Source organism: Pedobacter sp. ASV28 (assembly GCF_016428855.1).
Classification (GTDB): Bacteria; Bacteroidota; Bacteroidia; order Sphingobacteriales; family Sphingobacteriaceae; genus Pedobacter.
Genome location: NZ_JAELTN010000006.1, coordinates 19,834 through 45,076 on the forward strand (window position 1 = coordinate 19,834; position 25,243 = coordinate 45,076).

Consider the following 25,243-nt stretch of genomic DNA (forward strand, 5'->3'; position numbering starts at 1 on the left):
TAGGCACGAAACTTCCCGACTGCTGTGCATTGAGAAAGCCAAAAAATAAAAAAGTCAAAAAAGTATTTATCGTTTTCATGTTCAATTATTTCCTGTTCGTTTTCATTACTTTAACCGAGTCGTCGGATTTGTCCGTCCTGATATTCGCTATGTAAATCCCTTCGGGCAATCCGGCAAGGCTTACCGGAATGGTCTGCCCGGTAATCGGAAAAGATTGCAACTGTCGCCCGCTCAAGTCGAATACCGTCGCCGTCCCTTTTTCATACTCATATCCAACGATCACATTGGTATATTCATTCGTCGGATTTGGAAACGCTTCGATATTCTGTTTTGGCTTGTCCTTTTTATCCTTGTCTTTCAGCTTTACCACCCAAAAGTCACTCTTACCCAAATTGTTGGACTTTTGGCGCGACACAGGCAGCTTTTTCGCATTTGATCCAGATGCATTGCCGTTTTTGCCGGAACCAGTGCCTGAATTACCGTTGTCGCCTTTCAAAACGTCGCCCGGAGTTCCGACGCTGAATTTCGCCGCGCCATCCTGTTGGCCCACGGCGTCGTTGATCGAACTGGAAACGGCTGATGCATGCTCCTTATAGTAGTCGTTGGCCGAACTCGTCGCTCTGTCCACATAGCTGTCCATTTGCTTTTGCGCCTTGTCGGCCGCGGCAAGGTTCTGTCCGTTGCTTAGTTTGGAGGAGACGTTTTTTGGTTTTCTTGTATTTTTCTTTTTCACGCCTTCTGGATTCGAGGTGCCTGCGAGCAGGTATCCGCCGTCGCGCGTCCCGACGAGTTTGTAGAGCACGTCTTCTCCGTCGCTGCCAATCGTCCGGCTCCAGATTTCCGTGCCATCGGGTTTCACTTTCAGGGCTATATAGTCGTTGGTGCCTTCCGCATCGCTGGCCTGGCGCGGATCCGATTTGGCGTGGCCTGCGATAAGCAGCGTTCCGTCAGGGTTCTCAACGACCGAAGTCAGGATGTCGTATTTTCCGAAATCATATGATTCCTGCCAAAGGCTGTTGCCATCCGCGTTCATTTTTACAACCCAGAAGTCGCTGCCGTCTTTACTGGAAGTGGTCTTGTTGAAGCCCGATCCCGAGTTGGAATATCCTGCCGCTATAAAATTGCCGTCCGCGGTCTGCAAAACGGCCTTGAGCTCGTCGTCCTTTGCGCCCCCGTAGGTTTGTTGCCATAAGATTTCGCCATTTTCGTCGAGTCTCAATACCCAGAAATCACCGTCGCCATGGCATTTTCCAAGTTTCTCTCCATATTCCGAAGAATTCGAATAAGAACCTACTATGAATCCGCCGTCCGCGGTGAGCGCCATACTCCTTAGCTCATCCTCTGCACTTCCGCCATAAGTCCTTTGCCATTTGATATTCCCCGAACCGTCGAGCTTCACGATCCACAAGTCTGAATTACCGCGCGATTTTTCGGTTTTGTCGCCGTTGGCGTCCGACGATGACGTTCCTCCTAATAGAAATCCGCCGTCTTTTGTCTGCAACACGCTCACTAACCTGTCCGAACCATAGCCGCCTAGTGTCTTCTGCCATCTTTCGGCACCGCCTGCATCTAATTTTAGGATCCAGAAGTCGTTTCCGCCTCGGCCGTCCTCGAGCTTGTCGCCACTTTTCGGACTGTCGGAGGTTCCCGCGAGTACAAAGCCGCCGTCACCCGTGAGCTTTATGCTTTGCAGCAAGTCGATGCCCGACCCGCCGAAGCTTTTCTGCCAGACCGCCTCGCCTTTCTCGTCCATCTTCCAGACCCAATAGTCGAGGTTTCCCTTGTTCAGGGAAGTTTTATTGCCCGTCTTGCCAGACAGTGAACTGCCGGCCAATATAAATCCATAGTCAGCTGTTGGGACGGCGTCAAAAAGATATTCGGCTTCTTTTCCTCCATAAGATTTTTCCCATTGGATATCCTGACCTGTAGCGACAAGCGAAAACAGTAAGCCCGCGCAAAGGAAGCGCCAGCCGGTAAGTTTTACTTCCATAATTGATAACTTTAAAACAGATGTTAGAATTTGGCTAATTTATTTGGCCAGTGTACTATCCTAAAAGGCGAGAAATACGATTGTCGCAAATTGAAATAACCTCGAACGGAAACCTCGCATTTTGTCACGTATAATGTTGTTTGTTTGGGCTTTAGGATTTGATGTGAATAAATATTTTAGCGGTGCCAAAGATTCATAAAAAAATCTTAATACACAATTTCTCACATATATAACACAAAAAAATACCGGATTTTAGGGATGGCGAAAAATTTTAGGTTTTGAGTCCGATACCACTAACGGTCGGCGTTATAGTGAAATTGATGTTTTTGGATTGGATAAAATTATTTTTATCTAAAGTTCCTTCCCTTATAGAAAATATCTTCCGGTTCGGTCTTCTGGGCAACTGTTTTCTGATTGTGCATATAAGGCCCATTATTCTCGTCCGACCTCGAAAGTGTGAGCACGTTTGGCTCCTTGTCGCGGTCGATAGCCATGTTTTTAAGCAGGCTGGAAAGATTGAAACATTTATCGGCGATGACGTGGATCACTTCACCTTCTATCTGCACCTTTCCCTCCACCATAAACAAACGAGCCTGTATAATTTCCTTGCGGTATTTTTCAAAGGTTTTTTCCCATATAACCAGATTAGCGAATCCGCTTTCGTCCTCAATAGTCACAAAGAGCACGCCCTTTGCCGTTCCAGGTCTTTGACGCACGGTAATCAGCCCGGCAACTTTTACTATCCCACCGTTTGCCAGCTTGCTCAAATCTCCCGTACGGGTAACGCGGAGCGTGTCCAGCTGCCCACGCACAAAACTCACCGGATGCGCTTTGAGCGACAGTCCCATAGTGGCGTAGTCCTCGATTACATGTCCCGCATCGGTGAGCAACGGTAACGAAAGCTGGGGTTCGTCTCGGCTTTCGGAAGGCTGTCCTTCAAACATGCCTATGGGACTGTCCGAAAGTGCGGAAACTTCCCACAACGCCCGTCGGCGGTCGAGCCCTATGGAACAGAATGCATCTGCATCGGCCAGTTTTTCCAGTGCTGCAAGCGGAACACCAGCATCCAAAAGTGCATTAATATTCTGAAATGCCCCATTACGGGAGGCTGTCAACAGTTGCATGTCGTCTTCCCGGATTCCTTTTATCTGGCGGAAACCCAACCGCAAAGCGCGGTAGGGGCCAGATTGTTCTTCCAGCGTATTGTCCCATTGGGAATGATTAATGTCTACAGGTCTAACCTCAACAGCATGTTTACGTGCATCGATCACGATCTGTGCGGGCTGATAGAAGCCCATTGGCATCGAGTTTAACAGCGCGGCCGCAAACACGTCTGGGTAATAGTATTTAATCCACGATGATACGTAGACCAGAAGTGCAAAACTTGCCGCGTGGCTCTCGGGGAATCCATAAGATCCGAACCCCTCCAGCTGGCGGAAAACGCGTTTCGCAAATTCCTCATCATAGCCTTTGGCCACCATTCCCTCAACAAGCTTTATTTCCCAGTCGCTGACCTTGCCCTTCGCTTTGAACGTCGCCATACTCCGGCGCAGACCATCTGCCTCAGCTGGAGTAAAACCTGCCGCAACAATAGCAATCTCCATGGCCTGTTCCTGGAAGAGCGGCACGCCGAGTGTGCGGCCCAGTATTTCTTCAAGTTCTTTGGATGGATATTCAACCGGGTCCTGCCCACTTCGCCTCCTCAGATATGGGTGGACCATATCGCCCTGTATCGGACCGGGCCGTACTATGGCCACTTCGATTACCAGATCATAGAAGCACTTGGGCCTAAGTCGGGGGAGCATCGACATTTGGGCACGGCTCTCGATCTGAAATACGCCGAGCGTGTCGGCATGGCTGATCATTTCATATACTTTCGGGTCATCCTTTTCGTTAATTTTTGCCAATGTCAGGTCCAGTCCATAGTGCTGCTTTGCAAGGTCGAATGCCTTACGGATACAGGTGAGCATGCCCAGGGCCAGAACATCTATTTTAAGAAAACCCAATGCTTCGATGTCGTCCTTGTTCCATTCGATGTTGGTTCGTTTTTCCATCCTGGCATTGAGTATCGGGCAAAGGTCGGACAGTTTGCCCTGTGTGATCACAAAACCACCCGTATGCTGTCCCAGCTGTCGGGGAAAACCAATGTACTGACTGGTTAACTGAAGCACTTTCACCAGGTTTGGATCTTGCGCATCGAAACCTTCCGATGAAATGCGCTCACCGTCAATCCACTCATCCGTAAATTCCCAAACCGAAGAGGATAACCGGTTGACGGCATCAACTGAAAGGCCCATGGCTTTTGCGACATCGCGGATGGCTCCCTTTTGGTGAACCTGCGTAACGGTCGCGACGATCGCTGCACGGTCACGTCCATATTTTTCATAGATATACTGGATGACTTCCTCACGCCGTTCGTGCTCAAAGTCCACATCGATATCGGGCGGCTCGTTCCTCGCATCGCTCATAAAACGTGCAAACAGCAGCTTAAACTTGGAAGGGTCGACGGAGGTAATCCCGAGGCAGTAGCAGACTACGGAATTTGCGGCAGAACCGCGCCCCTGACAGAGAATTTCCCTGCTTCTGGCAAATTTGACAAGATCATATACGGTAAGGAAATAGGGCGCATAGTTTTTTCTTTCCATGAATTCGAGCTCGTGATCGATGGCTTGTCTGATACCGGAAGGAATGTTTTCCCCAAACCTTTCGTGGGCACCCTGCCATGCCAGCATGACCAGTTCTTCCTGTGGCGTGCGTCCCCCGGACGTGATTTCTTCGGGATACACGTATTCCAGACTATCGAGTGAAAATTGGCAGGTATCGGCAATTTCCTGTGTCGCGGCAAGCGCACCCGGATGTTGGCGAAAGAGCCTTTCCATCTCCGCAATCGGCTTTAGGTGGCGTTCAGAATTCTGATACAGGCGGAAGCCTGCATTGTAGATCGTACATTTTTCGCGGATGCAGGTCAGCACATCCTGCAATTGCCTACGTTCCGGATGATGGTAATGGACATCGTTGACCGCGACCAATTGTATGTCAAAGCGTTCGGACAGCTGTTGCAAACGGAATAGCCTTTTGCTGTCATTGGCCTGATAGGAACGGCTGGCTCCTAGATACAGCGCCCTGCCCAGAGCTTGGCGGTATTCCTGCAGTGAAGATTTAAAATCATCGTTAAAGTCAAAAGCGGTATTCAGGGAAAATGGTGGAACCGCGATAAACCGGATTCCTTTCTTATATCTATAAACGTCAGCTTTGTACAAATGACACTGGCCTTTTTCAGCACGGAGATTGCCTTCAGAGAGTAGCGCAGACAGCCCTGAATAAGCTTCACGGTCGGTCGGATAAGCCAACAGGGGCGGCCCATCCAACAGTTCCAAGTGGCATCCGATGATAATGCCGATGCCCGCTTTTTTTGCCGCGACATGTGCCCGGACAACACCTGCAAGCGTATTGTGGTCGGTAATGGCAATCCGGTCATAGCCAAGTTCGGCGGCCTGCAGGGCCATCTCCTCGGGATGTGATCCGCCACGTAGAAAGCTAAAGTTCGTTGTTACTTGTAATTCTGTATAAGCCATTTCTCAAGCAAAAAAACCGTGAATAAACCATTCTGGGCGGCCCAGATCGTATGGGCCTGACCGGAAAAGCCAATATCTATTTCCTTTTTCATCCTCTATGCAGTAGTAGTCCCGATACAGTTCTTCGGCAAGCCACCATTCCTGCTCGATCCGTTCTGGCCCTTCAGCTTTTGCGACATGGTACAGTTCACCTTTATAGCGGAACAGCATCGGCGGATAGTCCGGGATCGGGGCCGTCACTTCAATCCGTTCAGGCTTTGGCAGCAGGTGAATTGGGCGTGGTAGGTCATCACGCCAAGATGTGTCGGCTTTTTCGTGCAATGCACCTGCCTCCTTGATGGACCGTTCAGGCCAGTGGTGCTCGTCGGGCAGGTAGCGGTGGATATGGCCGTTGCCGACTTTTCCCGCCAGCCTGTCCAACAGTTCTGCTACCTTCATGTCATTCTGGTAAGAAGTTTCCCAAAGTGCATCCTGTTTGTCATTTGCCGGCTCGACAATTGGGGCCACGATGACAAAAAGTTCAAAACCCAGATCGGGTTTCAGCGTCGCTATCTTCAGTTCGAAAAGTTTAAAGAGGTGCGCAATATTAAAAGAGGGATGGCCTGTGCCGATCTGTATCTGTTGGATATTGCCATCAATCCTATGAGCGGAAAAAATGCAGGTGCGCAATCCCATACCCTCGCTTTCGAGGCGTTTGCAGAGCATCTGCAACAGTTCCTGCAAGGCGATTTCAATTCCTTTTGCTGTGCGGATGGGTTCCAGGCTCGGCAGCCGTTCCTGATACGGATCGACTGGCTTCACCGGTTTTATGACTTCAGGAAGTTGCCCGAGCGCTTGCTCTATTCTATCTAGCAGGCCTTGTCCAAAGCGTCTTCTCAGCGCAGGACGTGGCATCGCAATAAAATCGGCAGTGCGGTGCAGACCCAATTTTTTCATTCGGCTCAGCACCTGCGGTTCGAGACGCAGGGCTGCCGGCGGTAATGCTTGCAATGCCTGCAACTGCTGCTGGGTGCCCACGATGGATGGTTCCCGCCCAAAACGGGCTACGGCCCAAGCCGTTCCGATGGTATCGGCAATCGCACCGCGCACATCATATCCGAGAGCGACTAGCTTTCTCTGTATGTCCTCGAGATAGGACTCTTCTCCGCCCCAGAGATGGGCACAGCCGCTGGTGTCAAGAAACAGGCCATTTGGCTCGTCTACTCCGACCAATGGCGTATAGCGTATGCACCATTCGGCTATTGCAGAGAGCAGTTTTACTTCTGTTCCTGGCTCATAATCCAGTATTTCCAACTCTGGAAGGATGGCTTTGCAATCGGCTACAACCATCCCGCAGCCCACGCCCTGGCTTTCCGCCAAGGAATTTGCCGCCTTGATTACCATACGGCCGTGATGTGGCGCAGCCAGTACGAAAGGCATGGACTGAAGACGATGCTGTTTGCGGGAGACAAAGTCGGTCAGCAGGTGTGGAAAACATATAGATGCAAATCTTGCCATGTCACACGATTTTGCGTTCTTCGAAAGTTGACGGGAGCGAGAAAAGCTTATTGTCGAACTGCTCAAAATTTCCTTCCGACCATTCTATCTGCCATGCACTTGGCTTTCCGTTCCTCACTTTGAGCAACTGTACGTCCCAACGCGGGTAGCCAATGCCCGGCAAACCTTCACTGGAGACAGTACTGAGCGGACTTATCCGCCAGCGCGTGGTACAGGCAATCGTATTTTCCTTTAACGGCTGATGGCGGTGGATGAAACCGCTTACGCCACTGCGTTCAACAGCCAGCATTAGCCGGCGGGACTGAGAGAAATCAACTTCTCTGATTTCCGCGACCACGGCGGTAAGCGCTTCGCATTTTAACGATTCTTCTATGCACCATAGTATGTCTTTCTGCCTATGCAGGTCCAAAAAAACAATCCGTTCTGGATCGATCCCGAAATTTTTTACCGCCGGTGGAAACAGTTTCCGTCCTGCGCCGATCCATAGGCAAATGCCTTCTCTGACCATCAGCTTTCCAGCAATCGCGGCGATGAAACCGTTCGTAGATGCGGCTTCACCAGATTCATAACTGATAAACTCATGCACTGTCCCTGTTGGGAAAGTATGGTCAGGAAAGGCAGATTCAAAGGGCTGAAATCCACCTTCCGCTGTTCTGCCAATAGATTTTCCCAAACCCTGCAAAGCGTCTATTTCCTTTTGCAGCCTGCGCACCAGCTCTATTTTTTCGATCCTGCTTTCCATTTTTCACTTGCATTCTATATATTTGTTTCTAATAAGAACAAAAGTATGTTCTCAATAGTATCAAAGTAAAATGACAAATCAAAATATTTTTTGGGGTAGCAACATCAAATTTTTGCGTAACCGGAAGAAAATGAGCCAGGAAGAACTTTCTTTAAAATTAGTAATTTCCAGATCGAAGCTGGCAGCGCATGAAAGCGGCAAGACAATCAATCCACCGGTTGAAGACCTGTACAGGTTCTCCGATTTCTTTAAGGTTAGTATCGACACACTGCTGAAAGTAAACCTGGAAAAACTGGGTGAACTGAAACTCCGCGATCTGGAGGCCGGAAATGACGTCTATCTTGCGGGCGGCAACATCAGAGTCTTGGCGATTACGGTAGATAAGAGCAACCGCGAAAACATGGAGTATGTTCCGATCAAGGCAAAGGCTGGATACGCCGCCGGCCATAACGATCCCGAATTTCTGGCAACCCTGCCAAAATTCAGTTTGCCCAACCTGCCAAAAGAAGGGACTTTCAGAATGTTCCCCACTGTAGGCGACAGCATGCTGCCGATTCCCGAAGGAAGCGATATCATTTGCCGGTACGTGGAAAACTGGACAGCAATTAAGCCCGAAACATTGTGTATTGTCATTCTTAAGGCCAACCAGGATTTTGTCTTCAAGCAGGTGACCTTAAAAGAAAAAACTTTTCTGCTAAAATCGCTCAACACCATCTACGAGCCATACGAAATCAGAGCCGACGAAGTGCTTGAACTTTGGCAATTTCATAGCCTGCACACCACACAACTACCGGAAAACGGAACAGATATGGACAAATTGATGAAGATGATGCTGGATATGAAAAGAGAGATCGGCTCTATAAAGAATGGTCGATTACTGTAATCGTTTGCCTTACTAAGTCAGATGCTTTTCGGGAAAGTATCCGGGAATAAAAAAATCATCTTCAAGGATCCAGTCCATTTGGAAGTCAAATTCAAGCTGTCGGTCATTTTCGATTGCAGGCATCGTATGAGGATAGATATTTCGCTTTCTTATCGACGAAGAGAAAAACAGGCAACATAAGCATATGAAAATTGTGCGTAATAATATCATACCTGAAAGTTATACGAGTTAAATTGAAAACCGGCGATAGCCGAGTATGAAATATTTGATTTCTCGAATATATGAAGCTTTGCCCTAATTTCAAAATACTGCACCTTAAATATTTAATCTAAAGAAGATCGCGAACTTTGTCCAATAACTCCATTTCTTCTAGTGGAACAATTCCAATCAGCGTTTGTAGCACGCCACTGACGGCTGATGCAACGTTTCTCACTTCTGTCACGCTCTCTGCTTCGGCGTCAAGGGCGGCTACTGATACCTTTATAACGTCGATCAGGTAGTGGCTAAGTTCTGAGTAGCTGTTCATTGTAATTTGCACTGTTCCCCGTCGTTTACGGTGTTCAGACTTTGTTATAACATTTATCGAGCGAGATGCGACCTCTTTTAAATCTTCTATGGTATTAATCTTATCGTTCATCAGTCAAGTATTTACAATTTTATCGTTCAGTTGTTGTAATCTTTCCAGCTCTAACTCTGCCAATCTACGGGCCTGCTTTACAAATTCGTGCTGACGGCATCTTAACACCTCAAAATCATGTTGAGAGAAATTGTTAGCAATACCGTATCGCATTGTTCCTGCACCCGCGGAAAGAACTCGAAGCAGTTTCTTGTCGTAGTCGGTTTTTCTGGGAAAGACTTCCGCCGTCAGCACTGAAAAGAGTTCACATAGCTCGAATAAATGTTTTAAAGAAAATTGGTTCGGGGCATAGCCCAGAAACACGCGGATCAAGCCAAGGCAGGTTTGTTCAATAGCTATTTGCATGAAATAAACCGTTATTGTAGTAGCGCGACTCCCGCTAGAATTGACGGTCCGCATTAGAAAGTCTATCGCGTTTTGTCGCTCGGTCCAATACGATTTTGCTGCAGTCAGATTTCTAGCTGGAGTTTTACCTATCGGCGGGAGCGGCAGCTTTGCTGCTTCTTGAAATAAAAGCCTGCCTTGCATAACCTGATACAGAAAATGTTGCTGGTCACCGTGAGCTTGCCGAAGCGACTTTACAGAGTGCATTATAAGCGTTGCTGTAAATCTGCCCGCTGTCCGAGCGCTGATATTGTAGGCGATATTGCCAGGAGCATCTGCCTGAAAGTCATCCACAATCAAAAAAAGATAGTAATGCGTCGTTTGGTAGTCGTTGTCACCGTTGCCTTGTTTAAAAAAATTCAAAGTGGATCTCTCAGTTCTACGTTGACCAAAACAATAGATTGCTAGGGTGTCGACAGCGCCTGAGACGATTTGAACGACTAGTTTTAGTGGATCAGACTTGTCGATTGCAATTAATGGGCTTTTTGAGCGGAAAAATTCAAACTTGCAACGGCAAAGGCATTCCTTAAAAAGTCTGTCCACCTCAGCCCTCAGCCATTCTTTTTTAACCTCGGCCATCCTAATTAGTTCTGCCGAAAGATCATTTGGAACTTGTTCCCCGCACTGTACTGATCTACGTGCGCCCTTAAGAAGTTTAAGTAGTTCCATATCTTCAGGGATTTCCTTATCAAAGACTTTTCCAAGCGATGTAGAGAATTTGCCAAGGTGCATTTGATGGATGCTAAGATCTTGATCGACTAACCATTCGCCCGTTAGAAAGTTTTCTGCGGCAATGAAAAGCAATCTCATATTTTGATGGATGTTGTAAGCGCCTTGAAGATGATTCCGCTGTTTTTGGTAAAATCGAAGATCAATTCCCACAATAAAAGCGCAATGATGCTCTATTTGAAATTTACTTTTCGCTTTTTTCAGGAAGCGCTTCTTCTTAAGATTCTCTGTAAATTCAAATTCCTCCGTCTCTTCCGTCGAATATACAAGGCTGTTTCTTGTACAGTGCATTGCAAAGAACGGATTGCCGTCTTTTAGTTCGTCCTTAACCCATTGTACACTGAAAACCCTAAAAGAGAATTGTTTAAAAGTTTCGAATACTTTCCAGTAGCTTTCGTTAAGTTCATCCCAAGAGTGAGGACTGTCTTCGCTAATTATCACCATCACTATGCCGGCATTATGGTCGTCTTCAATGTGCGGTGAAAAATAAATTGAGGTGACACAAGAAAAGGTCAAGATAAATTCGACGGCTTTTTCAAGTTCAATTGCGTCTGGATGGTCCTTCGCGGACAAAACGTTGTGGTACATAATTTCAGGATTTCATAAAATACATTTCTGAAAAATTGTATTTTTGTTAGCCTCGGCAAGTAAAGCAGTCTCTAGTATGTAAAATATCAGAGTTTTGCGGTATGATACGAGTTTTTTACATTTATGAAATTCTAATACAATAAATACCTTTAAATTATGACACCAACTAAAAACCATATGGGCCGAAAAATTGGTCGTATTAGAGAAATAAAAGGTATGAAACAGGAAGAACTTGCGCAGAAAATGGGTACAAATCAACAGGCCATTTCCGCAATGGAAAATAACGAAACCATTAGTGATGAAAAATTGGCACAGGTGGCTGAAGCGTTAGATATAAGTCCAGAGGCAATTGAGAATTTTTCTGAAGAGCGTGTCAATAATTTGTTCTTTACCTTTAAAGACAACAGCAGTAACAATGGTCACAATGGGTTTAACTCGATTTTCCACTTTAATCCAATAGATAAAATTGTTGAGCTATATGAGAGATTGTTAGAAGCCGAAAAACGTACAAAGAACTAAGCGTTTACAGAGTAGAATAGTAAAAAGGCCGCGTAGCGGTCTTTTTCTTTTTTATTGAGGGCTGTAAAATCGTAGTTGCCTAGGATGAACTTTCGATTTGATAACCAAGGGGTTAGAAGCTTGTTCATTTTAAAATAAATTTCATTATTGCGGCTCGCTGTCCGTATATTTATTCTTGTATTAAGAATAACGCACTCATTCTTAAGTGGTGATAGACGGGATTGGTAAACCTTTTATTCGCATATAATGAAGAAACTATTGTTATCAACCATTGCCCTAGCCCTTGTTTCATGCGCTAAGGAAAACACGACATTATCTGCTCAGCATGATCTCTCGCTATCTAGCAAGATTGAGCTGTCAAATTCAGCGATTGTTGCTGTTGACCCCGCCAGGAATCCCAACAATCCGTTTGACGAAGTTGGAAAAGTCCACGATCAATTGTTCGAAGCCTATTTCGCAATGACAACGCATGACAAATCTATTGCGGGCATCGCTGCAGAAGTAGAATCTCTTGCTGCCGCGAGCCATGCGTTTTCGGGTATTCGTGGTGCAAGCACATCAAGAAACACCGCGGCAAAATTGCAGAGCCTTGTGGGAACTGAAACTACGGCAGTATCAGATGCCATCAACAAGTCCAGCCTTAGCCAATACGCAAAATCAAGCTTGCAGAATTTCTGCGACAAGATTGTGGTGCTTTACCCTTCTGTAGATGAATTTGATCCATTGTTTACCTTCATAGCAAATTATGAATCTCAGCTTGCTGGGGATAGCAAGCTAACTCCGGTTGAAAGAGAAAAAATCTTAACCGTGACTTCAATTACGCGATACTCAACCTATAAAGGCAAGAAAAAACCAAAGAAAAATAATGACAGCGACTGGGACATGATGGGTTTTGGATTGGCGGGCAGCATAGATGGGATAGAGAAAAATCCAGCTGAATCTATTATCACTGCTTTTTCTGCCAAAGTCCTCCAAAACAAATAATTTTAATTGCACTCAAAATGAAGAAATTAGCTCTATTTGCGCTCGCAGTAGCGTTTGCGTCTTGCAATAAAGCTGAAACGATTTTATCCGTTCAGCATAATTTTGAACTATCGAACAAGTCAGAATCATCCAGTTTCTCACTTACAGCAACCGATCCGAGTAATTCTGACAATCCCTTTGACGAAATTGGGAGAGTTCATAACCAGTTGTTCGATACCTATTTTGCAAATACGACGCATGATAAATCGGTTGCCGGTATAGCAACTGAAGTAGAAATGATTGCATCTGCAAATCACGCATTCCAGAATATCCACGGTGCAGGGACGAACAGAAATACCATGGCTAATTTGCAGAGTCTCGTCGGAAATGAAATCACTGCGGTATCAGATGCCATCAGTAAGTCCAGCATTAGCCAATACGCCAAGGCAAGTTTACAAGATTTTTGCAGCAAGGTAATCACGCTTAATTCTAGCGTTGACGATTTCGCCCCGCTTTACACGTTGATCAAAAATTATGAAGTCCAGACGCTTCAAGACAACGAGTTGACTCCAGTGGAAAAAGAAAAGATTTTGACCGTAACTTCGATTACGCGATATTCAACGTATAAAGGGAAGAAAAAGCCGAAGAAAAACACAGATTCCGATTGGGATATGATGATTTTTGGATTGGCTGGTAGCATCGGTGGAGCGGAGAACAGCCCCGCTGAAGCTATCGTCAATGCGTTATCGGCGAAAATCCTCCAGAATAAATAGTCAAAAAGAAATTTTTTTTGTTTTGGATTTTGCAAACCTTATTTTTTGCGGTTCCTTTTCATTTTGAATAATACAAAAGCAATTAAATTTTTCTTCACCTAATTTGGAGAGACAAACCCCCTTGTATTTTTGATCTAATTAGTAAGTTTTCTGAAGTTGGAAAAAGACCTAAAATATTAATTTCGTTAACATGACACTTGCTTGTAACTTTAGGCGATATCTTTTTTGAAAGTCCTAATTCAATTGACGATTGCGCTCTAATAAGAAGGTCGCTTAAATCATATTGAACACCATTCCTCAACTGATTGGTTATTCGACTATTTAGCATCCATGCGGCTGTGCGTAGCAAAAGACTATTGGTCTTTATATCAAAGTCTAAATCATTAACTACTATTTTATGTGAGACTGTGTCAAATGTCGGGCTTCCCGTGAAATAAATAGTTCCCTTTCTTGTACCTTTAAACGACAACATAACAATTATTTTATTATTTCCGTATCCATAAATTTCCGCTTTTGTAAATTTAAATTTTTTTGACCCTACAAAAATCTCTTTTCCCTCGACAATTCTATTTAAAGATGACGATAAAGTTTTGTAATCTAAATATAAATCAGTTATGATATTAAAATTATCCCCCATTTTACAGGTGGTCAAATCGGGTAGTTTTGTATCTGCATAAGGAGTGCTAACTTGACTGACAACTGGTAAGCATGTTAAACCCAAAGTAACTCTTAGTCGTGTGTTATCTGTTTCTATATTGCTTAGTCGCAGTTGTTTGGGATTAACTTTAATAAAACCAATATTTTCTATAGAAATTTCTTTGTTTAATATTTTCCAAGTCTCGTTAGCACTAGAAAGATAGTCGATGGTCGATATGTATTCATCTACCTTTTTCCCCATATCAATCATCGTTCCTGTTAATTTATCTTTGAGGGTTGGCAAAGCATTAATTCTAAGTATAGAGGCTGGACAGCTTCCCGAGGTATTAAACGTTTGTAAACTCGTCAGAGTTTTCACCTTATAATTTGGAGTAAAATCAATTTTCGATTTATAAAGAATATCAAAACCTGGGTCACCGTCACCCATTCCGCAACTTCCAGAAATTTTGGGAAAGAAACAGCGTAAGTCACCTCTTCCTAAAATCCGTCCGCATTTTTTACAATACGTAGCTTTTAACGAATTGATTTTAATTTTTAGTCCTAATGAAATTTCATTTCCTGAGCCTTCAAAATCTATTGTATTCCGTGTTACTTCATAAGAATAACGAAGTCCCTCGCATGGATCATCTCCTCCGGAAAATCGAAATGGAAATGAATTGTCCGCTTGATGAATGTAATGCGTTAGATCTGCATCTAGTACTACATTAATTTCTGACGGCTCTGCTGGGAAATATTGACTTGCTTTATAAGAAACAGAGGGTTCGATTGCGGTAATTTTGCAGGAGGTCACACAAATTGAAAGAGTGACTAACGAAAGGATGTAAAAGCTTTTCATGCATATGTTATTTATTTTTAGTAACTTATGCATTAGTAGGTGCCTCGGTATAGTAAAGTTAACGAATTGGATTTAACAACGTTACTTTTTCTATAGAAAGTGCCTTTTTTTATGCTATCTATAAGCAATTGTAAAAATTACCTCACCTTTTGCATCTGCTTGCCCGCTGCCGTTAGCTTCAATACCGATGGTGCTTGAAGCAACTACCCACTTTGCATAACCTGGCAAGGGTTCTGGTTGCACCAAGGAAATTGGTAGCCGATAAGAAAAACAAATAGCGCATAGCGCACCATAGTCGCTTGCCGCCCGGTCATTGGTGCCATGGAGATGAGTTTCCTGGTGTGCGTTAAGGTGAAAGTTTTCTTTCATCCATTTCTTGAAATCAGTTTTGATGGCATTTGCCTGAACATTCAGTAAATGATCAGGTAAGGCATAAAGTTCTGTAAGTTTGTCCGCGACACCTTTCGGCGTGAATTGAAAAGTTGACATATTGAGAGGTTTTTATAAAGGGAGATGCACAAATATAGTTAATTTTGCGAACAGCATAGATCGAACACCCACCAACATTTTATTTCGAAATCCTTATGACTGTTCAGTATCGCAATAAAAAATTGCGCCTGGCAGCAGCGTTAGTGGCATCAGTGTATATTCTTTTTCATGGAAAACCATTTGCGTTGCACAAGGCGCTGCATTCTCCGGCCTTCTACACTGCACTGGCGGTCAGTTTTTGCGTTGCATTGCTTTTGCTGAACATTATACACCATGTGACATTATGGTTGGACAGGGAATTGGACTGGCGGGAGCGCCCTTTTGTGCGTAGTGCCGTTCAATCCGTTTTGGGCATCCTATTACCCGCTTTCACCGATCTCATCCTTATCTATCTGTATTTCGAGACATTGGGTCAGAATATCATAGATAATGGCTTTTTGCTTATCGACTTTCCGGTAATTGTGATGTTCATCGTACTTTTTAACGCATACTACCTGATACATTATCTTTTGCTTTCGGAAAGAAAGATCGTGGCCGAAATTAGGAAGGAAAAGCCTGATCGAAATGATGTCGCCTATTTAACCGGTGATATGGACCTGGTAATAGATCAAAAAGGGACACACATACGCTTTTCACTTGAGGACGTGCTTTATTTTTACCGGTATGGGAAAAAAGTGAACCTGTTTATGATAAACGGTGTTGAACACATTGTGCCGCTTACCATCGCTACCCTTGCCGAACGTTACGTGCCTTTTGGCTTTAGCCAGATCAACAGGGGCGTAATCATCAACAATAAAATAGTTAAGGGCTATTATGCCGGATACCGTAAGAACACCTTGCAAATTATCGTCAGGCACAAGTACGCAAATCTTCTGCCTGATCACAGCCAAACCTATTTTCAGGTAACGAAGGATTATATTTCCGGCTTTAAAAATTCCTTTGAGCAGTTATCAGGTAAACTATAGGCCATTTTTGTGAAATCATTTCGTACCGGTTTAGGTATGGTTTCATACCCAGATAAGTATCGTTTCATACCTTTTTCCGAATATTTGATGCCCGTCAACCATTTGACCTATTGTGCTAAATGACTGTTTTCCAATAACTTTGACATCGAACCAACAAGCCAAACGTTATGAGGAAGCATAGCAAAATATTCGTTGAGGTCGCGGTAATTCTTTTGGTGATATTATTTCTCCACACGGCGTTGAGCAAGATTTTAGATTTTAAAGGTTTCGTTTACGATCTGAACAATCAGCCTTTTCCGAACAGCCTTACACCGTTCCTGTCATATCTACTGCCCGGCAGCGAAATAGCTATTGCGTTTTGCCTATGTATAGAGCGAAGCCGCCTAACAGGACTTTACGTATCGTTGGTATTGATGAGCCTGTTTACGATCTACACCGCGCTGGTACTGTTTGGCGCATTTGCCTATGTACCCTGTAGCTGTGGTGGCGTTGTCAAATACTTGACCTGGCCACAGCATCTTGCACTGAACATATTTTTTGTCACCATAACCGCGACTGCCATAGCATTGAAAAATCGAAGTAGAAATTACCAAACTAAAGACCGATACCTAACACAAACCCATATTTCTGGCCAGGAATAGCAGGAGATGCCCAACGCCTTAAAAGGTTGGACGAACCGATAAAACTTTATAATCATGAAAAATTTCAAATTTTTGCTCGTGGCAGCCGTTGTTTTCGCGGCAGGCAGTGCGTTTACAACAGCCAAAAGCGCACCTGGAGAATACGTTAATTCTCTGTCAGGATGGATACCCAAAGACACTGCGCCTGGCCGGTGCATTGCCGCAGACAACCAAGTCTGTACTTTCGTTCTAAGTGGATCGTCCTATGTTCCGGCCGATCAGAACGAAAACGCGACCTACATTGAGTAATTTCAATAAGACAAGTCAGGGAAGCACTATGCTTCCCTGATTTGTTTTTTCAGCGATTGTCAATCATATTTGGAAGCGAGCCTTTGCAAGTACAGTAGGAAACTAAGAGAGCTTTCGCGAGAGTTTGGGCGATTAGTTTGTGAATTTATTATATTCAGATTTCTATCGATAATAAGTAGTTGGGGACAACCACTATACCCATAATAGGTAAATGCCTGATGGCGTGTGCCAAGGCCGAATGTGGAAATGTTTTTATTACCCATATCTGTGTATTGTCCCGATTTCAGCCCCTTTATCCAATTCTCTTTTTTTAGATCGACATTTATGCTGATAAATATGATATCATCCCGATCTTCTAAAGCTTTTCTGACCGGTCGCATGTATTCCTCCAATTCGGCGCATGCCGCGCAGGACAAAAACCAAAAATCGACGACAATAAGCTTACCCTTAAAGTCTTCCAACGCCACCATCTTGCCATCGATATCCGGAAGGCTGAAAAGAAATGCGGGCGCACCGGTTTGCGCCACTAAGTAGTTTGCCAATATCTCTTTATATCCTCTCTTCGAAATCATTTTATCGACAGTCACACAGTACTTGCTAAAATCCGGATGGCTGCCCAGCGACATGTCGGCAATGAACTCCATTAGCATTCGCTCCCTGAACAAGCCGGAATAATTTTTGCAAATTGTATCGAAGAGCACGGGAACCAGCTCTTGGGACCGATAAACAAAATTTTTATTGTCAAACTTAATTTTATCCTTTAAATATCCAAGCTCGGCAAAGGCGTAAAAAGGAACGTCAGCTAAGCTGGAGGATTGGTCTGCAACAGGATTATGCCCGTGAACTTGTTGCACGTAGAACCGCAGTATGGCATCCCTTTTTCTTTCATCATAATAGTTGAAAGCGTTATTAAAATGGCCGCCGACGGTATATGTACGGCTTAACTTTTCACCTTCGTAAAATGCTAAAATTTTATCTAAAAGACCGGCGTCAAACTTATCCTTATAACTTTCAATAATCTCTTTTTTTAACTTATAATATTGGTCAAGTTTGTTCAGCATAAACTGGATAAGATCACTGGTTACTAGGTTCTTTTGTACGCTGTCTGCAGCAATTGGATTTTGCTCAAAGAACGATTTTGGAACTTTATTAGCCTCAAACTGCGCTCGCAGTATTTCAGAACCATTTCCACTGAAAGAGATGCTTTGGGGCGCGATTTTCATAAATATTTGGCTGCCTGCCTTTATCAATACCATGCGAAGGGTGCTCAGGTCTATTTTAATGCCATCGGTGCCATGATAAAAAATTGATACGTACCCACAACTATCTATGTTATCTGTCACAAATTTAAATTCGTTGTTCACGATATTCACTGTGTCTGCTTTGCTATCGAGAAATGACCTGGCCGGAAAGAAATATTTATGTATCCGAAGGGAAATCTTTCCCTCTACAGGCAACTCGAATTTTCCGGAGATCATTGTCCGTTTGCGTTCACTGGCAAGCGATACGGAGGTCAACGACAATAGAACGCAAATCGATACATATACCCATTTTCTCGATAAAAACTTTGTTTTAATTAGCTTTATGGTGCTCATGATATTCTCTTATCTTTCGTTTTGTTCTACACCGTTTATCCTGATCTCGATGTTTGGGATGGGATAGACGTATTTTACGCTATTCGCCTCTAATGTATAGGTTTGATTATTTAATTGGCGCGTCAGAACAGTGGCAAATCTTTGGTCTGTATTCAGCCTACGCAAATCCTCCCATCTTAAGGAAGCGGTAAAGGGCATTTCTTTTCTTCTCTCTCTCAGAATATGTTGCAGTGCCTCCGTCTCATTTGTCGCGCTTAAGTCCAGATAAGTTGAGGAAGAAGACCAACGAGTTTTCAATAGATTGTTAAGATCCGTCATCGCTTCCTGCACCCTATTAGTTCTAGCAGCTGCTTCAGCGCGAATAAGAAACAATTCGTTTGTGGCGATCCCTGAAAATATGTAGCCGTTCCTCCCGCTGTAATAGCCCCTGAAAAAAGTTCCGTTGACGTTGGCGTTGTAGAACAAGCTTCTTCGCAGGTCGGCAATTTGATATTCGTTGAAAATATCTGGTGTGACCTGTATTCTCGAAGCGATGAAAGAGGCATAGCCTACTGCGGTTGCATAGAAAATGACCTCTGCGTTCTTGTTTTGGAAGGTCGGAAACGGATACGTTGCGGCAGCATTTAGCGTGTTGAAGTTGATGAGTACACTATAGAGCTTAAGAGCCTCGTTTGAGTTTATATAAGCGTTGGGATAATCGCCCATCGCTAAATAAATGCGTCCCAACAGACCATATACCACCGCTTTCGACGGTTTGGTTGTTATCGTCTGTAGATTTGGAAGGTCCGGCAATGCCGCGTTCAGGTCAGAAATTATTTTATCGTAAGTTTCCTTGACGGTTGATCTGGGAACAGTTTTGTTCACGTCACTTCCTAAACGTAAAACAATTCCAGGTTTAGCAAGATTGGCCGAATTGTAAGGAGGGGAGAACAAGGCCGCCAGCGAATAGAAAGCGAAGGCCCTATAGAATAATGCACTGGCCCTAATGGTTTTATATGCAATGCTGGTTTTGTCCTGTACCTTTTCCAGTCCTTCCAACACTATATTGGCGTAAGCAACCTTTTGGTACTGAGAGGACCAATCGGCAGACGATGCCCCTTCAAAAATATCCGACGCCCAGAGGTAGGAATTCCTTTCGGTCGCATTTCCCGATTGCCAGGCATTAAGGGCTAGAAACAAGTTGTCGGAACCAAGAATTCCCAATCCCGGGTAGTTGTCGTTCATAATTAGATCATTATCCAACAGTGCTTGAAAGTCGGTCAACGTCGTCGGCACGATATCGGCCTTATTGGATTTTACGTCCAACCACCGGTCTTGTTTTTTACACGAGACCAGGCATATTATAACAAATATTGTAAGTACGGTTCTTTTCATTTTTTTTCCTCTCTTTCTTAATTTAGACCTACCCTTAATCCAAAAGCCACGGTTAGCGGTTCGGGATAGCTGCGGAATACGATATAGTCTGGATCCAATCCGGATTTATTTGCACGCCATAAAAGCCCTAGATTTTTTGCATATACGTAAGGCTGGAAACTGCGGAAAGGCATTCTCTTCCATATCGTTTTGTCAATATTGTAGTCCAGACTTATATCCTGCAATCTGACGTGGTCCGCTTTTTCCACCAGTATTTCAGAATGCTGATAGAATGTTGTCCTGTTGGCGTTGGTCAGATAAACCAAAGAAGGAACGTTCGAGTTGAGTTCATCACCCGGTTTTTGCCATCTGTTCACATAGTCGGAATGGGAAAGCAGGTCTATTCCCTGATAATTTAGGGCGGTGGTTCTTTTGCGAAAGTAATAGCCGAGCTTATAGGTAATGTTTGCCGATACCGATATGTTCTTGTAGCTAAAACTGTTGCGTAGGCTGCCATAAACGGTGGGTACTGCAGAACCGTTGAAAATAAGATTATTGGCATTGGCGCTGTTCAAAATCGCCAGATAGTCCTTGCTCACCGCACCATTAAGATAACCTTGCGGGTCGCCGTTAGCAGGATCGATACCCGCCCATTGATAACTGAAAATGGCAAAAAGCGGTTTGCCCACGACCGGCCGTATGATGCTTGGCGAGCCCGGGGTCTGTAAATTGTAGCCGGTTGCTAGCGTGCTGCCTGCAAAAGTTGGGTCGTAAGCCGTAACCTTGTCCTTTTGGGTACTAAGCAGGAAATTGGTATTCCATTTTAGCTTACCGGTCAGGTTTCTGCTATTAAGAACGATGTCGATACCCTTTGTGAGCGTACTGGCGGCATTTCCCTGAAAATTCTGAAAACCGGTGGACGGAGCCAGTGGGGCACTCTCTATCAGGTCTAGCCCATATTTTCTATACAGTTCTATCGAACCGCTGATTATGTCGCCTTTAGTCGCGAAATCAAATCCGATATTGATGTTTTTGACTTTTTCCCAACTTAATTCTGGATTTGGTGGCGCTGTAATGTTTGCGTATTGAAGTCCCGTCAGACTGCTTGTGGCATATTGAGCGGTAAGATATGCCGAGGCGTTGTACACATTGCCGTTGAAGCCGTATGTAGCCCGTAATTTTGCGTACGGGAGAAAGGCTAGCGGATAAAAATCTTCCTTGCTTATTTGGTAACCCACGCCCGCCGACCACAACGGCACTACCTTGTCATTGGTTTTTACGCCAAATATATTCGCTCCATCTTTTCTTGCGCTTGCGGAAATCAAATATCTTTCTTTATAGGAATAGGTTGCCGCCGTATAGTAGGAAACGTAGCGGTTAGTTGTCCCACCCACGCTGACAGAAGGCAATGGCAATGTGGCGGAACCGGATGGATTGTTGGGATAGGAAATAGTTGGATTGATATTATTTACGGAAGTGCCGAAATCGTCGTTATATCCCCATAAGTATTGGGGTATGCTACCGGTCTTCACCTCGCGTATTTCTGCCCCGGCAATTGCGTTGACTTGATGGTCTTTGCCGATATGATGGTCGAAGTTTAGCTGCCATCTAAGGTTGTTTGAAGTAAGGTCACTCTTATTTAGTTCCAAAATACCTCCCATAGGGAATGGATAGGTGTAGGTTTTGGTGCTGCTGTTATATTGGCTAAAGCGATTGATAAGATCCCTTGTGTAAAAAGTTTGTTGGCTTCTGTAATTTCTGGTAGTCGAGTTCTGCTTTTCCAACTGATATTGTACCTCCGTACTGAGAAAATCGAAAATTCTATATTTTACACCGGTTCGGAAAAGTACATTGTTTATTTTGGACGTATTATCGCTCTGGTCAATTTCGTCCAATGGGCTATAGCGCCAATTCAGCAGTCCGTTATTTTGTGCACTTACCAAATAGCTTGTCCTAAAGGCACGTTCAACGTTCAAATGGTTGCCCTCATCATCTGCCAGTCGTGCATAGGGGAATATACGTCCCCATTTATTGCCAATGCCCTGGTTGACGGTAGCGAAATCAAATTGGGTCGCGTTGTTTTCCGAACTGTTCTGAACGTAGTTTAGCCCGAAGGTTATTTCGAGATTATTTGTAGGCTTGAGTGACGTAAAGGAGTTTAGGGTAAGCCTGTTAGAACCTGTACGGATCAGGCTGCTTTTGTTGTTGTCATATCCGAGCGAAACAGAATAGGCAGCTTTTGCACTTCCGCCTCTCAGGCCTAGCGAATTTTGTTGGAATACGCTGTTACGGTAAACGTATTTGTCGTAGTCGTTGCGCAGGTCGTTGTCCTTTAACGCTGCCAGTTTGGCTTCCACTTCATTAGCCAAGGCGGGGTTTGCTCTTTTCTGGGCCAGTAATTCCACAACTGGCGACAAGACGGGCCAGGTGACAGTATTGGCAAGATCATTGTCAAAGTAACCAAAATTAAAAAGGGTCCTTTCCAGTTCTACAGTTTCGGCCGCATTGAGGTAATCCGGGCTGTAAAAAAGGTCTGGCTTGGCCCCAATAGTAATATTGCTGTTGAATTGGATGTTTAAGGCATCGTTGTAACGGCCTTTCTTTGTCGTAATTACAATCACCCCATTACCCGATCTTGCGCCCCATATTGCGGCGGCGGCGGCGTCTTTTAAGATGGTGATGCTCTCTACATCATTTGGGTTGATATTGTTTATGTCTCCCTCGTATGGAAAATTGTCCACAACTACAAGTGGACTGGCATTTACCTTTACGTCAATGGTGCTTCTGCCTCTAATATTGATCCCCAATCGGTCGTTTTGCGTTTTTGTACTTGCGCTATTAAATATTAAACCGCTGGTTACCCCATCCAGTCTGTCAAGGATATTCGTGCCCACCCGTCGGTCAATCAACTGGTTATCTATCTGAACGAACGATCCCGTTGCCCTTTCTTTGGGCAGGGACTGATAACCGGTGGAAACCACAGATACCTCATTGAGGTTGGCAGTGGCAGATTGCAGCCTGATTACAACGTTGTTGCCCGCCTTTACCTCGCGGGTCTGGAAACCGATGTAGGAGACGATCAAGGTAGCGTTCTCCTCCACATCGGCCAGCCTAAACCTGCCCTCGGCATCGGTGGTTGTTTTTCTGTCCGTTCCCTTTACGGCAACCGAGGCCCCGGCCAGCGGCTTGTCCTGCTCATCGAACACCTGACCGTTAACGGTTTGCCTGTTGCTGCCCTGCGCCGGTTTTTTTTCCTTTTCCAAGATCACGATGGTGTTCTCCACAATGTCGTAGGTAAAGGGCTGGCCGTTCATTACGCGGTCCAGCGCTTCACGTAAAGGCACATTCTTCAGTTCCAGACTAACGTTCGCGGCCTCTTTGAGGCGCACGTTCCGGTAGAAGAACAGGTAGCCCGACTGTTTCCTGATCTTCTCGAAAACGGTTTTTATGGGCTCGTTGTTCACTTTAAGGGTAATGGACTGCGCATTGACACTGGCCGCGGCTACCTGTAGGCAGGCAATGGTTACGGACAATATGACAAGGTTTATGCGCATGATGATCTTGGTTTTGAGCCCTTCGGGAAATTTTCCGTGCAGGCGGCCGGCCACCGGCCAACGCGGGGGCGCATGGCGGCGGATATTAAAAAAATTCATACTTTAGTGTTGGGTTTAGTTGAAAAATCTGTGTAGTAGCTGGTTTTCGCAATTGGCCCTTTTAGCCGGGAACGTCTCCAAACGTTTCCCGGCTTTTTATTTGGGGCCTATTTAATTAACCTAAATTAAATTCGTGTTACTTCATGGGCAATTGGGTTTAAGGGTATGCAATTCTGTTGCTTTGGTGTTCATTTATGGTTCAATAATCAGTTTTTTTCTGGTGCCCTGCATCTGCAGGGTGGCCTGTACGCCGCTTAGCCGTAGTACCTTGAGCATGGACGAGAGGCTTGCCCCACGGCTAATGCCTCCGGTAAACAGTTCGGCAGATGGCGCGGCCTTATATTCGATATCCACGTCGTACCAGCGGGAAACCTCCTCCAGTACGCGGACAAGGTCTGTATCGGCAAAATAGAGCTGGCCGTTCTTCCAGGCCAGTGCCGCCTCAAGGTTGGCAGGGCCTACCGTTATGCCGGTGCCCTGTGCTGTGGCCTGCTGGCCAGGGCTAAGCACCACGCCCTGGGTCAGTCGGTCTGAACCGAGCACACGCACCGAGCCTTCCTCAAGCGTGGTCACTGTTCTATTTCTTTGGTAGGTGTTGATGTTGAAATGGGTTCCCAGAACCTTTACCTGCTGCCCGTCGCTTTCCACGATGAAAGGATGCCTGCTGTCTTTGGCCACTTCAAAATAGGCTTCGCCGCTCAGTTTCACCTTTCGCTCAGCCCCGGTAAAGCGGCTCGGGTAACTTAAGGTTGTCGCAGCGTTCAGCCAAACCCGTGTCCCGTCGGGCAAAAGGAGGCGGTATTCGCCGCCACGGGGCGTGCTGATGGTATTGGGCTGTGCGGTTCCGGAGCCGTTGGCTTCGTAGACCACCTGCCCGCCCGCGGTCTTGCTGATGCGCATGCCGCCCACCTCGGCAAGTTGCCCGGTGCGGGCGCTGTCAAGCAGTATGCTCCTGCCGTCGGCAAGGGTAAGCGTGGCACGGTTGCCACCGGGCGGAAGATCGGTTGCCGCCGCAAACTGCGATGATGGTTTTACGACGCTCTGGGCCGATAGGTAGAAGTACCAGATGGTGGCAATGCCCCCAATAATTATGGCCGCGGCCGAAAGCCAGGGCAGCAGTTTTCTGATGGTCTGTCTCGGTCCGGTTTCGTCGGGTAGGGGTTTATTGGTCTGGGCTTGCGCGTCATGTAGCTTTCGCTTCAGGCTCTGGTGCACATCCGAGAGCATCGCTTGTATGTCGGGCTGTTGCTCGAACTCCGGTGGCATCTCGCCATCCAGGTGTTCCGCTATCAGATCCTGTAGGTATTCGCCGTCCTTGCCCGACCTGAAATGTTCGAGCAAAGCTTCCGCTTCCTCTTCAGATGCCTCTTTGCTGACGTAGCGCAGAAAAATTTCCCGTAGTTGTCGTGTTTCCAAAACCTGCCTTTTACAGCTAATACGGTCGGCACGAGAAAACTCCCTGCTGGCAAACGAAAAAAAATTAATTA

18 protein-coding genes are annotated in these 25,243 nt (G+C 45.3%); 6 read left to right on the forward strand and 12 right to left on the reverse strand.

Annotated elements, in window-relative coordinates; all coding sequences use genetic code 11:
• Nucleotides 1-85 precede the first annotated feature (85 nt).
• The 4 genes from JHD79_RS03310 to JHD79_RS03325 all read right to left on the reverse strand — a co-directional run bounded on the left by JHD79_RS03310 (nt 86) and on the right by JHD79_RS03325 (nt 7,804).
• The gene (locus JHD79_RS03310; RefSeq protein ID WP_199117774.1) at nt 86-1,990 is read right to left on the reverse strand and encodes a T9SS type A sorting domain-containing protein; all 1,905 of its coding nucleotides are present in this window, start codon (nt 1,988-1,990) and stop codon (nt 86-88) included.
• Between the two features lie 347 nt (nt 1,991-2,337).
• A complete protein-coding gene (locus JHD79_RS03315; RefSeq protein ID WP_199117775.1) occupies nt 2,338-5,565 on the reverse strand; it encodes an error-prone DNA polymerase in 3,228 nt (1,075 codons plus the stop codon).
• Between the two features lie 3 nt (nt 5,566-5,568).
• Nucleotides 5,569-7,062 carry a DNA polymerase Y family protein gene (locus JHD79_RS03320; protein WP_199117776.1) on the reverse strand — a complete coding sequence of 498 codons (1,494 nt, stop codon included), beginning with the start codon at nt 7,060-7,062 and terminating at the stop codon, nt 5,569-5,571.
• A gap of 1 nt (nt 7,063) precedes the next feature.
• The gene (locus JHD79_RS03325) at nt 7,064-7,804 is read right to left on the reverse strand and encodes an ImuA family protein (protein WP_199117777.1); all 741 of its coding nucleotides are present in this window, start codon (nt 7,802-7,804) and stop codon (nt 7,064-7,066) included.
• A gap of 70 nt (nt 7,805-7,874) precedes the next feature.
• Here JHD79_RS03325 and JHD79_RS03330 point away from each other — a divergent pair, with 70 nt between their 5' ends.
• Nucleotides 7,875-8,687, forward strand: coding sequence for a LexA family transcriptional regulator (locus JHD79_RS03330; RefSeq protein ID WP_199117778.1), 813 nt, complete (start codon nt 7,875-7,877; stop codon nt 8,685-8,687).
• Between the two features lie 328 nt (nt 8,688-9,015).
• Here JHD79_RS03330 and JHD79_RS03335 read toward each other — a convergent pair whose 3' ends face one another.
• Both JHD79_RS03335 and JHD79_RS03340 read right to left on the reverse strand, forming a co-directional pair.
• On the reverse strand, nt 9,016-9,324 hold the full coding sequence (locus JHD79_RS03335; protein WP_199117779.1) for a hypothetical protein: 309 nt from the start codon (nt 9,322-9,324) through the stop codon (nt 9,016-9,018).
• A gap of 3 nt (nt 9,325-9,327) precedes the next feature.
• Nucleotides 9,328-11,025, reverse strand: coding sequence for a hypothetical protein (locus tag JHD79_RS03340; RefSeq protein ID WP_199117780.1), 1,698 nt, complete (start codon nt 11,023-11,025; stop codon nt 9,328-9,330).
• A gap of 156 nt (nt 11,026-11,181) precedes the next feature.
• Here JHD79_RS03340 and JHD79_RS03345 point away from each other — a divergent pair, with 156 nt between their 5' ends.
• The 3 genes from JHD79_RS03345 (at nt 11,182) to JHD79_RS03355 (ending at nt 13,280) form a co-directional block, all read left to right on the forward strand.
• Nucleotides 11,182-11,544 carry a helix-turn-helix domain-containing protein gene (locus JHD79_RS03345; RefSeq protein WP_199117781.1) on the forward strand — a complete coding sequence of 121 codons (363 nt, stop codon included), beginning with the start codon at nt 11,182-11,184 and terminating at the stop codon, nt 11,542-11,544.
• A 246-nt stretch (nt 11,545-11,790) separates the two neighbouring features.
• Nucleotides 11,791-12,528 carry a hypothetical protein gene (locus JHD79_RS03350; protein WP_199117782.1) on the forward strand — a complete coding sequence of 246 codons (738 nt, stop codon included), beginning with the start codon at nt 11,791-11,793 and terminating at the stop codon, nt 12,526-12,528.
• A gap of 17 nt (nt 12,529-12,545) precedes the next feature.
• Nucleotides 12,546-13,280: a hypothetical protein gene (locus JHD79_RS03355; RefSeq protein WP_199117783.1), complete on the forward strand. Its 735-nt coding sequence runs from the start codon at nt 12,546-12,548 to the stop codon at nt 13,278-13,280.
• Between the two features lie 94 nt (nt 13,281-13,374).
• Here JHD79_RS03355 and JHD79_RS03360 read toward each other — a convergent pair whose 3' ends face one another.
• Nucleotides 13,375-14,772, reverse strand: coding sequence for a DUF4403 family protein (locus JHD79_RS03360; protein WP_199117784.1), 1,398 nt, complete (start codon nt 14,770-14,772; stop codon nt 13,375-13,377).
• Nucleotides 14,773-14,886: 114 nt separating this feature from the next.
• On the reverse strand, nt 14,887-15,261 hold the full coding sequence (locus JHD79_RS03365; protein WP_199117785.1) for a hypothetical protein: 375 nt from the start codon (nt 15,259-15,261) through the stop codon (nt 14,887-14,889).
• A gap of 95 nt (nt 15,262-15,356) precedes the next feature.
• Here JHD79_RS03365 and JHD79_RS03370 point away from each other — a divergent pair, with 95 nt between their 5' ends.
• Together JHD79_RS03370 and JHD79_RS03375 are read left to right on the forward strand one after the other, a co-directional pair.
• Nucleotides 15,357-16,226 (forward strand): LytTR family DNA-binding domain-containing protein, encoded by an 870-nt coding sequence (locus tag JHD79_RS03370; protein WP_199117786.1) that lies wholly within the window; start codon nt 15,357-15,359, stop codon nt 16,224-16,226.
• A gap of 167 nt (nt 16,227-16,393) precedes the next feature.
• Entirely contained in the window at nt 16,394-16,867 is a 474-nt protein-coding gene (locus JHD79_RS03375) for a MauE/DoxX family redox-associated membrane protein (protein ID WP_199117787.1), read from the forward strand.
• 347 nt (nt 16,868-17,214) lie between these two features.
• Here the strand turns inward: JHD79_RS03375 and JHD79_RS03380 are convergent, their stop codons facing one another.
• The 4 genes from JHD79_RS03380 to JHD79_RS03395 form a co-directional block, all read right to left on the reverse strand.
• The gene (locus tag JHD79_RS03380) at nt 17,215-18,750 is read right to left on the reverse strand and encodes a TlpA disulfide reductase family protein (protein ID WP_199117788.1); all 1,536 of its coding nucleotides are present in this window, start codon (nt 18,748-18,750) and stop codon (nt 17,215-17,217) included.
• 9 nt (nt 18,751-18,759) lie between these two features.
• Entirely contained in the window at nt 18,760-20,124 is a 1,365-nt protein-coding gene (locus tag JHD79_RS03385) for a RagB/SusD family nutrient uptake outer membrane protein (protein WP_199117789.1), read from the reverse strand.
• Nucleotides 20,125-20,141: 17 nt separating this feature from the next.
• Nucleotides 20,142-23,756 carry a SusC/RagA family TonB-linked outer membrane protein gene (locus JHD79_RS03390; RefSeq protein WP_199117790.1) on the reverse strand — a complete coding sequence of 1,205 codons (3,615 nt, stop codon included), beginning with the start codon at nt 23,754-23,756 and terminating at the stop codon, nt 20,142-20,144.
• A gap of 192 nt (nt 23,757-23,948) precedes the next feature.
• Nucleotides 23,949-25,172 carry a FecR family protein gene (locus JHD79_RS03395; RefSeq protein ID WP_199117791.1) on the reverse strand — a complete coding sequence of 408 codons (1,224 nt, stop codon included), beginning with the start codon at nt 25,170-25,172 and terminating at the stop codon, nt 23,949-23,951.
• Between the last annotated feature and the right edge of the window lie 71 nt (nt 25,173-25,243).

Excerpts from the sequence above, each read along its gene's own strand:
- JHD79_RS03310 (WP_199117774.1), bottom strand. The coding sequence starts at position 1,990 with ATGGAAGTAAAACTTACCGGCTGGCGCTTCCTTTGCGCGGGCTTACTG.
- JHD79_RS03315 (WP_199117775.1), bottom strand. The coding sequence starts at position 5,565 with ATGGCTTATACAGAATTACAAGTAACAACGAACTTTAGCTTTCTACGT.
- JHD79_RS03320 (WP_199117776.1), bottom strand. The coding sequence starts at position 7,062 with ATGGCAAGATTTGCATCTATATGTTTTCCACACCTGCTGACCGACTTT.
- JHD79_RS03325 (WP_199117777.1), bottom strand. The coding sequence starts at position 7,804 with ATGGAAAGCAGGATCGAAAAAATAGAGCTGGTGCGCAGGCTGCAAAAG.
- JHD79_RS03330 (WP_199117778.1), top strand. The coding sequence starts at position 7,875 with ATGACAAATCAAAATATTTTTTGGGGTAGCAACATCAAATTTTTGCGT.
- JHD79_RS03335 (WP_199117779.1), bottom strand. The coding sequence starts at position 9,324 with ATGAACGATAAGATTAATACCATAGAAGATTTAAAAGAGGTCGCATCT.
- JHD79_RS03340 (WP_199117780.1), bottom strand. The coding sequence starts at position 11,025 with ATGTACCACAACGTTTTGTCCGCGAAGGACCATCCAGACGCAATTGAA.
- JHD79_RS03345 (WP_199117781.1), top strand. The coding sequence starts at position 11,182 with ATGACACCAACTAAAAACCATATGGGCCGAAAAATTGGTCGTATTAGA.
- JHD79_RS03350 (WP_199117782.1), top strand. The coding sequence starts at position 11,791 with ATGAAGAAACTATTGTTATCAACCATTGCCCTAGCCCTTGTTTCATGC.
- JHD79_RS03355 (WP_199117783.1), top strand. The coding sequence starts at position 12,546 with ATGAAGAAATTAGCTCTATTTGCGCTCGCAGTAGCGTTTGCGTCTTGC.
- JHD79_RS03360 (WP_199117784.1), bottom strand. The coding sequence starts at position 14,772 with ATGAAAAGCTTTTACATCCTTTCGTTAGTCACTCTTTCAATTTGTGTG.
- JHD79_RS03365 (WP_199117785.1), bottom strand. The coding sequence starts at position 15,261 with ATGTCAACTTTTCAATTCACGCCGAAAGGTGTCGCGGACAAACTTACA.
- JHD79_RS03370 (WP_199117786.1), top strand. The coding sequence starts at position 15,357 with ATGACTGTTCAGTATCGCAATAAAAAATTGCGCCTGGCAGCAGCGTTA.
- JHD79_RS03375 (WP_199117787.1), top strand. The coding sequence starts at position 16,394 with ATGAGGAAGCATAGCAAAATATTCGTTGAGGTCGCGGTAATTCTTTTG.
- JHD79_RS03380 (WP_199117788.1), bottom strand. The coding sequence starts at position 18,750 with ATGAGCACCATAAAGCTAATTAAAACAAAGTTTTTATCGAGAAAATGG.
- JHD79_RS03385 (WP_199117789.1), bottom strand. The coding sequence starts at position 20,124 with ATGAAAAGAACCGTACTTACAATATTTGTTATAATATGCCTGGTCTCG.
- JHD79_RS03390 (WP_199117790.1), bottom strand. The coding sequence starts at position 23,756 with ATGAATTTTTTTAATATCCGCCGCCATGCGCCCCCGCGTTGGCCGGTG.